Raw genomic sequence first — 9,013 nt, forward strand, 5'->3', positions numbered from 1 at the left:
TGGCAGGGCGTCAGGCGGGTCGTCCGGGAAAGGTCAACCCCTTAACGCCCCCTTTATTCATACAAACTGATGGATGCTCGCCGTGACCTGAGGGGTCGCCAGCGGTTACGATCCCGGACAGCCCTCCGTACTGCGGACGGGTTACCGGGTCCTCCCCAGCCCGGTCCGGCAAGCCGACAGGAACCATGCGATCCGCGACCGCTCCCCGCCCGCGCAACGCGCGCCTCGGTCGAGGCTGGTACCTCGCGGCCGTGCTCAGCGCGGTGCTCGCGCTCGGCATGTGCCTGCTCGGCTGGCGCCAGGCCGACCAGGCCGACCGGATCGGCGCCGACCCGGTCCGGGTCCAGGGCACCATCACCCAACTCCCGGCGGGCAGCGCCACCTACAGCTCGATCAGCTACCGGGCCGACGGCCGCCCGCTGACCGCGACCGACCTCTGGGTCCCCGAGCACGCCAAGGCCGGTGACGCGATCTGCCTGGAGTACGCGGCGGCGGACCCCGGCGCGGTCCGGGTCTGCGGCAACCGCTACCCGCAGCCGGCCGGCGTCGGCCTGGCCCGCACCAGCGTCCCGATCGCCCTGGTCCTGTTCGCCCTCTGCGCCGCCCGGATCTGGCGGCACCACCGCACCCGCACCCCCGTCACCCAGGCCCGCACCACGGTCGCCTTCGCCACCGAGGCCTTCGGCAACGACATGCCCGCCCTCACCCACGGCAAGCGCTCCCGCCGCCGCAAGCCCGGCCGCAGGGCGCGCCGCTAGGCGCTCCGCTTCTGGCAGGTGCTTCGGGTCTACGGTCCAGGGGCTCGGGGAACTGCGACGCCGGCCTCGGAACTGGTGATCCGTTCAGGGGTGGTCAGGGACTTTCGCAGTGACCCGCACGCCAGATCTCCTCGCAGTTCCCCGAGCCCCTGGGTAGTGCAACCGGACGCCCTGCCAAAAGCGCAGGCCCGAGCCCCTGGGTAGTGCAACCGGACGCCCTGCCAAAAGCGCAGGCCCGAGCCCCTGGGTAGTGCAACTGAACGCCCTGCCAAAAGCGCAGCGCCGAACCCCTGGGTAGTAGACGGTCGAGCGCCTGCCGTGGGTGCAGCCCCGAGCCCCTGGCGGTGGGGCGGGGGTGGGGTGGTGAACAATGGGGGACGTGACCCGAGCCTCTCTGGACAAGCAGCCGCACGAAGTCGCCGCGATGTTCGACGACGTCGCCGCCAAGTACGACCGTACGAACGACGTGCTCTCCCTCGGTCAGGCGCGCGCCTGGCGCCGTGCGGTGGCCGAGGCGGTGGCCGCCCAGCCGGGCCAGACCGTGCTCGACCTGGGGGCCGGCACCGGCACGTCCTCGCTGCCGTTCGTGGAGGCGGGCGCCGACGTCGTCCCGTGCGACTTCTCGCTGGGCATGCTGACCGAGGGCAAGGCCCGGCACCCCGAACTCGCGCTGACCGCGGGCGACGCGACCAAGCTGCCGTTCGCGGACAACAGCTTCGACGCCGTCACGATCTCCTTCGCGCTGCGCAACGTGCAGGACACCGACGCCGCGCTGAGCGAGCTGTACCGGGTCACCAAGCCCGGTGGCCGGGTGGTCATCTGCGAGTTCTCCACCCCGACCTGGACGCCGTTCCGGACGGTCTACACCGAGTACCTGATGCGGGCGCTGCCGCCGGTCGCCACCGCCGTCAGCAGCAACCCGGACGCCTACGTCTACCTCGCCGAGTCGATCCGCTCCTGGCCCGACCAGCCCGCGCTGGCCGCCCGCCTGCAGCAGGCCGCCTGGACCAAGGTCGCCTGGCGCAACCTCACCGGCGGCATCGTGGCTCTGCACCGGGGCTTCAAGCCCACCGCCTAGACTCGTCCAAGCCAGCCGACCGCATCGCAGGAGTGTGCCCAGCCGTGTCCGAGACCGCAGTTGACCTGAGCAGCGAGACCGTGGAGAGCACCGCCGACGTCATCGTGGTCGGCGCGGGACCGGCGGGTGCCACCACCGCGTACTACCTCGCCCAGGCGGGTCTGGACGTCCTGCTGCTGGAGAAGACCGAGTTCCCGCGCGAGAAGGTCTGCGGCGACGGTCTGACCCCGCGTGCCACCAAGCAGTTGGTGGACATGGGCATCGACGTCTCGACCTCGAACGGCTGGCTGCACAACAAGGGCCTGCGGATCATCGGCGGCGGCGTCCGGCTGGAGCTGGACTGGCCCGAGCTGTCCGCCTTCCCGGACTACGGACTGGTCCGCAAGCGCGCCGACTTCGACGAACTGCTGGCCCGTCAGGCCCAGAAGGCCGGCGCCCGGCTGTACGAGAAGTGCAACGTCACCGGCCCGGTGCTGGACGACCGGACCGGCCGGATCGTCGGCGTGACGGCGAAGTTGGGCGACGAGAAGCGTCCGGTCACCTTCCGCGCCCCGCTGGTGGTCGCGGCCGACGGCAACTCGACCCGGCTCTCGCTGGCGATGGGCCTGCACCGCCGCGAGGACCGCCCGATGGGCGTCGCGTACCGGACGTACTTCACCTCGCCGCGGCACGACGACGACTACCTGGAGTCCTGGCTGGAGCTCTGGGACACCCGGGGCGGCGACCGCAAGCTGCTGCCCGGCTACGGCTGGATCTTCGGGATGGGCGACGGCACCTCGAACGTCGGCCTCGGCATCCTCAACTCCTCGCCCGCGTTCGGGGAGTTGGACTGGCGCGAGGTGCTCAAGGCGTGGTGCGCCTCGATGCCCGCCGAGTGGGGCTACACCCCCGAGAACATGACCGACCCGATCCGGGGCGCGGCGCTGCCGATGGCGTTCAACCGTCAGCCGCACTACACCCGGGGCCTGTTGCTGGTCGGCGACGCGGCCGGCATGGTCAACCCGTTCAACGGCGAGGGCATCGCCTACGCGATGGAGTCCGGCCAGCTCGCCGCCGGTGTCATCGTCCAGGCCAACGCCCGGATCACCGACGCGGGCCGCGAGCGCGCCCTGGAGGCGTACCCGCGCATCCTCAAGGACGTCTACGGCGGCTACTACACGCTCGGCCGCGGCTTCGTGAAGCTGATCGGCAACCCCAAGGTGATGCAGCTCGCCACCCAGCGCGGCCTGACCCACCCGGTCCTGATGAAGTTCGTCCTCAAGATGCTCGCCAACCTCACCGACCCGCAGGGCGGCGACGCGATGGACCGCATCATCAACGGCCTCGCCAAGGTGGCCCCCAACGCCTGACCCCCGTACGGCTCCGCACTGGCCCGGCCCGGTACCTTCCTGATGCGCCGGGTCGGCGCCGCGCTCACCCGGCTGTTCCTCTGCGAGCACTACGCCGACCTGGCCCGGATGGAGGACGTCCTGCGGGCCGCCCCGCTCGGCTGGACCTCGGTCCGCCCGCCCCGCCTCACCAACGGCCCGCTGACCGCCGCCTACCGCACCGCCCTGGACCGTAACCTCCCCGGCGGCAGCACCGTCTCCCGCGCGGACGTGGCCCACTGCATGCTCGCCACCCTCACCCGCCCGGACACCGTGGGCCACACCCTGGACGTGGCACGGTAGTTCAGGGCGTCTGCTGGGACCGCCGGTCGACGTAGGCGATCCGTTCGGCGAAGACGGTGCGGGCGTCCGGGGTGAGGGTGCGAAGGGCGACCAGGGCGGCCAAGGCCACGTCGCAGAGTTCGTGCTGGACGTCGGTCCAGGTGTGGGTGGTGCCCTTGCGGGGGTTCTGGCCGGTGGCGCCGAGGACGGCCTGGGCGACCTCGCCGGTCTCCTCGGAGACCTTGAGGATACGGAGCAGCCTCTCGTCGCCCGGCGGGAGTCGGCTCTCGCGGTCGAGCCAGGCGACCAGGCGGTCGAGGGTGTCCCAGGTGGTGGCGTCCATGGTGGTGCTCCCGTGCGGTGGTGGGTGGGCGGCGGGCACCACCGTACGGGAGCGGGGCGGTGCGGGGTCAGCGCTTGGTGATCTTGACGTTCTTGAAGGTGGGGACGAGGTTCGGGTAGCCGTCACCCGGGTTGTTCTGCGAGTCCGAGCCGCCGGCGGCGATCTTCTGGAGCACGTCCAGACCGGCGGTGACCTGGCCGAACGGGGTGTAGGCGGGGGAGAGCTTGGTGTCCTTCCAGACGAAGAAGAACTGGCTGCCGTTGGTGTTCGGCCCGGCGTTGGCCATCGCCACGGTGCCGGCCGGGTAGGTGGCACCGGTGAGGTTCTCGTCCGGGAAGGAGTAGCCGGGGCCGCCGCTGCCGGTGCCGGTCGGGTCGCCGCACTGGAGGACGAAGATCCGCTCGGTGGTGAGCCGGTGGCAGTGGCTCTTGTCGAAGTAGTCGTGCTCGGCCAGGAAGCGGAACGAGAAGGTGGTGCACGGCGCCTGGGCGGTCGACGCCTTGAAGGTGATGGTCCCCTGGGTGGTCTTCAGGGTCGCGCTGTACGGCTGGGCGGCCTTCTTGGCGTCGAAGACCGGGATGCCCTTGAAGTTGTCGGCGGGCACGGCCGGCGTGTAGGCGCAGGTCACGGTGGCGACGGGGGCGGCGTCGGCGACGCCGACCGAGGTGGTCAGCAGGAGCGGCACAGTGGTGGCGGCGGTCAGTAACGCCCAGTGTTTGCGCAGCACTTGGGGTGCCTCCGGAGGATGGATTGACATGGACCAATCATCCCTGCCCAGCCGTCCGGTCGGTATGCACGATGTCAGGTGCGACCGGTTCCGGCCAGTCGGCGGGATCCGGTCGGTCAGGTCGCCGAGGCCGGGCGGGGCGCCTGCGGTGCGCCGGCACCGTCCGTGGACCGGAATGGTGTTGATCACCGGGGCCCCGGTGGGCGACGATGGCCCGCCACCACCCACGGTGGTGGTTCTCCGTCCGACGGCGTACGGGTCCGGCTCGCCCTGCCCTCGGAGGAGACCCCGATGCGTACTTCCGCTGCTCAGACCGTCCGCGACCTGCCGGTGCTCGGGGTCGCGGTGGTGTGGGGGTCGAGCTTCCTGGCGGTCAAGAACGTGGCCACGCCGGACAGCGTGGTGGCCATGCTGGTGCTCCGGTTCGGGCTGGTGCTGCCGCTGTTGGCACTGTTCACCTGGCGGGCCCTGCTGCGGCTGACGATCCGGGAGTGGCTCGGGGGCGCGGTGCTCGGGCTGGTGCTCGGGGCGATCTTCCTGCTGGAGACCTACGGGGCCGTGCACACCTCGGCCACCAACGCCGGGCTGATCATCAGTCTGACCATGGTGTTCACCCCGCTCGCGGAGAGTGCGCTGAGCCGGACGGCGCTGCCCCGGGCGTTCGTCGCGGCGGCCGGTCTCTCGGTGCTCGGCGTCGCGCTGCTGACCGGCGGCGGTGGCTTCCGGGTGCCCGGTCTCGGTGACCTGCTGGTGCTGGGCGCGGCGGTGGTGCGGACCGTCAACGTGCTGACCGTGTCCCGGCTCCGGGTGATCAAGGGCACCGACTCCAGCGCCCTGACCTGGGTCCAACTGGCCACCGCCACCCTGGTGTTCGCCGTGGTGGCGCCGTTCGTCGGCCCGTCCCCGGTCAGCCTGGCCGCCTCCTACGGTGCCGCCGACTGGGCGCTGCTGCTGCACCTCTCGCTGCTCTGCACGCTGTTCGCCTTCCTGGTGCAGACCTGGGCGGTCCGGGCCACCTCGCCGTCCCGGGTCTCCCTGCTGCTCGGCACCGAGCCGCTCTGGGCCGCCGTCTTCGGCATCACCCTGGCCGGCGACCACCTCGGCCCGCTCGCCCTGTCCGGCGCCCTGCTGGTGCTGGTCGGCACCGAGTGGGGCCGCCGCAGCGCGGCCCCGACTCCCGAGCCGACCCCGGTGCCGGTGCCGGTGCCGGTGACGCCGGGTCAGCGCGAACCGGCCCTGGACCGGCGGTAGTAGTCCGCGGTGACCACCGCCAGCAACGGGCCCCAGAGCAGCAGCGGGGCGTAGCAGAGGGTCATCACCAGGCCGGCCAGGCCCTGCGGTGCCTCGGGGCTGCCCATCGCGTTCGGGCCGTACCAGCCGCCGAAGCCGGCGGCGCAGGTGACCAGGGTGACGGCGAGCGCGCCGACGGCGGCCGGGAGCACCGCGGTGAGCGGGCGGATGCGGCGGCCGCCGATCAGCGGGAGCCAGCGCGGGGCCCGCTGGCCCCAAGGGCGGACCAGGCCCAGCGAGAGGAAGGCGAGCGCCTCGGCGAGGGCGCTCAGCGCGATCACGTAGACGGTGCCCCACCCCGGCATGTGGGCGGTCATCTGCCGCTCCATCGCGCCGGAGAAGCCGACCGGCAGGCCGATCCCCAGGGCGACCCGCCAGAGCCCGGACGGGACGGTGGTGAGGGCCGCGAGCTTGGCGGTGCGGACCGCCCAGCGGGCGGGGGGAAGGACGGTGGGGGCGGCCGGTGCGTAAGCGGTGACGGTGGTCATCGGAGTTCCTCTCGTTCGGTGTGCCTCCAGCCTGTCGGCGCGGGAGCACCGGCGGCAGATGCCGATCGGGAGGTCCGCGGGCGCTCCGATGCCCCGTCATGTGCCGTTCGGCACAGGCTGTGCCGCTGCCCCTAGGCTGGTCGCATGATCGGGGAGTGGGGGAGCGCCGTACCGGTGCTGGCGGTCGCGGCCGCGCTGTGGAGCAGGCGGCCGGGGGCGACGGCGGTGGCCGGGGCGGGCTCGCTCGGGCTGACGGCCGCCGGGGCGGCGGTGGGCGGATTCGCCGAGGGCGGTCCGGCCGGGCTGCTCGGGGTGGTCGAACTGGGCGGGCTGCTGGCCCTGCTGACGGTGACCGTGCGGTCCGGCCGGGGATGGCCGGCCGCCGGCGTCCTGGCGGTGGCGCTGCTCGGCTGGCCGTTCCGGTACGCCGCCCCGGTCGAGGGCTGGCAGCGGGTCGGGTTGCTCGGGTTCGGTGCGGCCGGAACGCTGGGGGCGGTCCTGGTCGGCGGGTACCTCTGGTCGCTGGACGGGCTCCGGCGGCGCGAGGTGGCGGCCGCACGGCGGGCCGAGCAGCTCGAACTCGCCCACGACCTGCACGACTTCGTGGCCCACGACGTGAGCGGGATGCTGGCGCTGGCCCAGGCGGGCGGCTTCCTGGCGGCCGGGCACCCGGAGCAGGCCGAGGTGTTCCGCCGGATCGAGCAGTCCGGACAGCAGGCGCTCGCCTCGCTGGACCGGACGGTCGCCCTGCTGCGCACCGCGGACGCGGCCACCGGGGCGCGGCGGAGCCCGCAGCCCGGCATCGCCGAACTCCCGCTACTGGCCGACCGGTTCACCGCCTCCGGGGCGGCCGAGGTCCGGCTCGACCTGCCGGAGCGGCCGGTCGGCCGGGAGACCGGGGCCACCGCGTACCGGATCGTGGTCGAGGCGCTGACCAACGTCCGGCGGCACGCCCCCGAAGCGCGGACCGTCGCGGTGACGCTCCGTCACGGTCGCGCTGGTCGGCTGGAGTTGACGATCGCCGACGACGGGGGCGCGGCCGAGAGCCCGGCGCGTCGGCGGGGCGGTCACGGGCTGAGCGGGCTGGCGGCCAGGGTCGAGGCACTCGGCGGTACGCTCGACGCGGGGCGCGCCGGGCGGGGTTGGCTGGTCACCGCGACGTTTCCGCCATCGGCCGAGGGGGCCTCGTGACCATTCGCATCCTGCTGGCCGACGATCACGAGGCCATCCGCACCGCGTACCGGATCATCCTGGACGCCCAGCCCGATCTGACCGTGGTGGCGGAGGCGGCCGACGGGGCGTCGGCACTGGAGCAGGCCCGGCTGCTCCGGCCCGACGTGGTGCTGGCGGACATCCGGATGCCGAAGCTGGACGGCCTGGAGCTGACCCGGCGGCTGGCCGGTCCGGAGGTGGCCGACCCGGTGAAGGTGGTCGTGGTGACCACCTTCGACCTGGACGAGTACGTGCACGCGGCGCTCCGGAACGGGGCCACCGGCTTCCTGCTCAAGCGCTCCAGCCCGGCCCTGCTGGTGGAGGCGGTCCGGGCGGCGATGGCGGGGGACACCCTGATCAGCCCGCAGTTGACGGTCCGTCTGCTCCGGGCGCTGCCCGCCCCCGAGGCGGTGCCCGTCGACCAACCCGTCGACCCGCCCGCCGACCCGCTCACCGCGCGGGAGCGCGAGCTGGCCGGCCTGGTGGCGGACGGGTCGACCAACGCGGAGATCGCCGAGCAGCTCTTCATCTCGGCCGGCACGGTCAAGAACCACCTGGCCAACATCCAGCGCAAGCTCGGGGTGCGGAACCGGGTCGGCATCGCGTCCCGGGTCTGGGGCGAACGCCGGTAGTCGGACCGGGTGTTCGTGCGCTTGTGAACGAAAGGTCAAGCGCGCGTTCGGAGCCCGCCACCCGGTCGGGTGAGATCCACTATCACGTCGACCCGGGTCTTTGAAATTTGCCCGGCACGCGTTCCCATTGATATGGGCGAAGCGCTCTGACCAGTCACTTCACAGGCGAATGCGACGGTTTGTGAGCAGTTGCCTGCACTGTGTTGATTGAAGACGACTTCCGCGCCTTGGTGGCGCTTTGCGAGGTGGCGCAGATCACAAAGATCATCCAGAACTGCGTGTCGCAGATCACAAGCCGACGGGCATAGGATGCGCTCGTTCCAGCCCTTGTGAACTGCCTCACATGAGGTGATCTCACGGGTTGGATCACGGGTCAACCACAGCGTGACCCGTCAGTTCCGATCTGCAGTCAAGGACGACTGGACGGAGGGAGCGGGGGCTTATGAATGCCTACGCGCCGATCCTCGTACTCGGTGCCATCGCGGCGGCGTTCGCGGTCGGCTCCGTCGTGATGGCCTCGCTGACCGGCCCGAAGCGTTACAACCGGGCCAAGTTGGAGGCGTACGAGTGCGGCATCGAACCGACCCCGCAGCCCGTGGGCGGCGGCCGGTTCCCGATCAAGTACTACCTCACGGCGATGCTCTTCATCGTCTTCGACATCGAGATCGTCTTCCTCTACCCCTGGGCGGTCAGCTTCGACTCCCTGGGGATCTTCGGGTTGGTCGAGATGCTCCTGTTCATCGCCACCGTCTTCGTCGCGTACGCCTACGTCTGGCGTCGCGGCGGTCTGGAGTGGGACTGAGCAGCCCCTTGTGAACCCAAGGGCAAACCACCGG

11 protein-coding genes are annotated in these 9,013 nt (G+C 72.0%); 8 read left to right on the forward strand and 3 right to left on the reverse strand.

What is annotated here, in order from left to right; translation table 11 throughout:
- The first annotated feature begins 185 nt into the window (after positions 1-185).
- From OHV05_RS19980 to OHV05_RS19995, 4 genes are all read left to right on the forward strand, one after another.
- Positions 186-758 carry a hypothetical protein gene (locus OHV05_RS19980; protein ID WP_405018889.1) on the forward strand — a complete coding sequence of 191 codons (573 nt, stop codon included), beginning with the start codon at positions 186-188 and terminating at the stop codon, positions 756-758.
- Between the two features lie 379 nt (positions 759-1,137).
- Positions 1,138-1,836: a demethylmenaquinone methyltransferase gene (locus OHV05_RS19985; protein ID WP_405018890.1), complete on the forward strand. Its 699-nt coding sequence runs from the start codon at positions 1,138-1,140 to the stop codon at positions 1,834-1,836.
- A gap of 65 nt (positions 1,837-1,901) precedes the next feature.
- Positions 1,902-3,185, forward strand: a complete 1,284-nt coding sequence (locus OHV05_RS19990; protein WP_405021500.1) for a geranylgeranyl reductase family protein — start codon at positions 1,902-1,904, stop codon at positions 3,183-3,185.
- Between the two features lie 42 nt (positions 3,186-3,227).
- Entirely contained in the window at positions 3,228-3,506 is a 279-nt protein-coding gene (locus OHV05_RS19995; RefSeq protein WP_405018891.1) for an NAD(P)H-binding protein, read from the forward strand.
- A gap of 1 nt (position 3,507) precedes the next feature.
- Here the strand turns inward: OHV05_RS19995 and OHV05_RS20000 are convergent, their stop codons facing one another.
- Together OHV05_RS20000 and OHV05_RS20005 are read right to left on the reverse strand one after the other, a co-directional pair.
- Positions 3,508-3,828, reverse strand: a complete 321-nt coding sequence (locus OHV05_RS20000; protein ID WP_405018892.1) for a MazG-like family protein — start codon at positions 3,826-3,828, stop codon at positions 3,508-3,510.
- A gap of 67 nt (positions 3,829-3,895) precedes the next feature.
- On the reverse strand, positions 3,896-4,585 hold the full coding sequence (locus OHV05_RS20005; RefSeq protein ID WP_405018893.1) for a peptidylprolyl isomerase: 690 nt from the start codon (positions 4,583-4,585) through the stop codon (positions 3,896-3,898).
- A 261-nt stretch (positions 4,586-4,846) separates the two neighbouring features.
- On the opposite strand from OHV05_RS20005, the gene OHV05_RS20010 reads away from it, so the two are divergent.
- Positions 4,847-5,806: a DMT family transporter gene (locus OHV05_RS20010; protein WP_405018894.1), complete on the forward strand. Its 960-nt coding sequence runs from the start codon at positions 4,847-4,849 to the stop codon at positions 5,804-5,806.
- On the opposite strand, the gene OHV05_RS20015 is transcribed toward OHV05_RS20010, so the two are convergent.
- Positions 5,776-6,333: a hypothetical protein gene (locus OHV05_RS20015; protein ID WP_405018895.1), complete on the reverse strand. Its 558-nt coding sequence runs from the start codon at positions 6,331-6,333 to the stop codon at positions 5,776-5,778. The two genes, OHV05_RS20010 and OHV05_RS20015, sit on opposite strands and share 31 nt — an antisense overlap.
- 144 nt (positions 6,334-6,477) lie before the next feature.
- Between OHV05_RS20015 and OHV05_RS20020 the strand changes: the two genes are divergently transcribed.
- The 3 genes from OHV05_RS20020 to OHV05_RS20030 all read left to right on the forward strand — a co-directional run bounded on the left by OHV05_RS20020 (position 6,478) and on the right by OHV05_RS20030 (position 8,979).
- Positions 6,478-7,524 carry a sensor histidine kinase gene (locus OHV05_RS20020; RefSeq protein ID WP_405018896.1) on the forward strand — a complete coding sequence of 349 codons (1,047 nt, stop codon included), beginning with the start codon at positions 6,478-6,480 and terminating at the stop codon, positions 7,522-7,524.
- Positions 7,521-8,177, forward strand: a complete 657-nt coding sequence (locus OHV05_RS20025) for a response regulator (protein WP_405018897.1) — start codon at positions 7,521-7,523, stop codon at positions 8,175-8,177. Before OHV05_RS20020 ends, OHV05_RS20025 begins: the two co-directional genes overlap by 4 nt.
- A 442-nt stretch (positions 8,178-8,619) precedes the next feature.
- Positions 8,620-8,979 (forward strand): NADH-quinone oxidoreductase subunit A, encoded by a 360-nt coding sequence (locus tag OHV05_RS20030; RefSeq protein WP_184915315.1) that lies wholly within the window; start codon positions 8,620-8,622, stop codon positions 8,977-8,979.
- Positions 8,980-9,013: the final 34 nt, after the last annotated feature.

It is taken from the genome of Kitasatospora sp. NBC_00070 (assembly GCF_045041205.1).
GTDB lineage: Bacteria > Actinomycetota > Actinomycetes > Streptomycetales > Streptomycetaceae > Kitasatospora.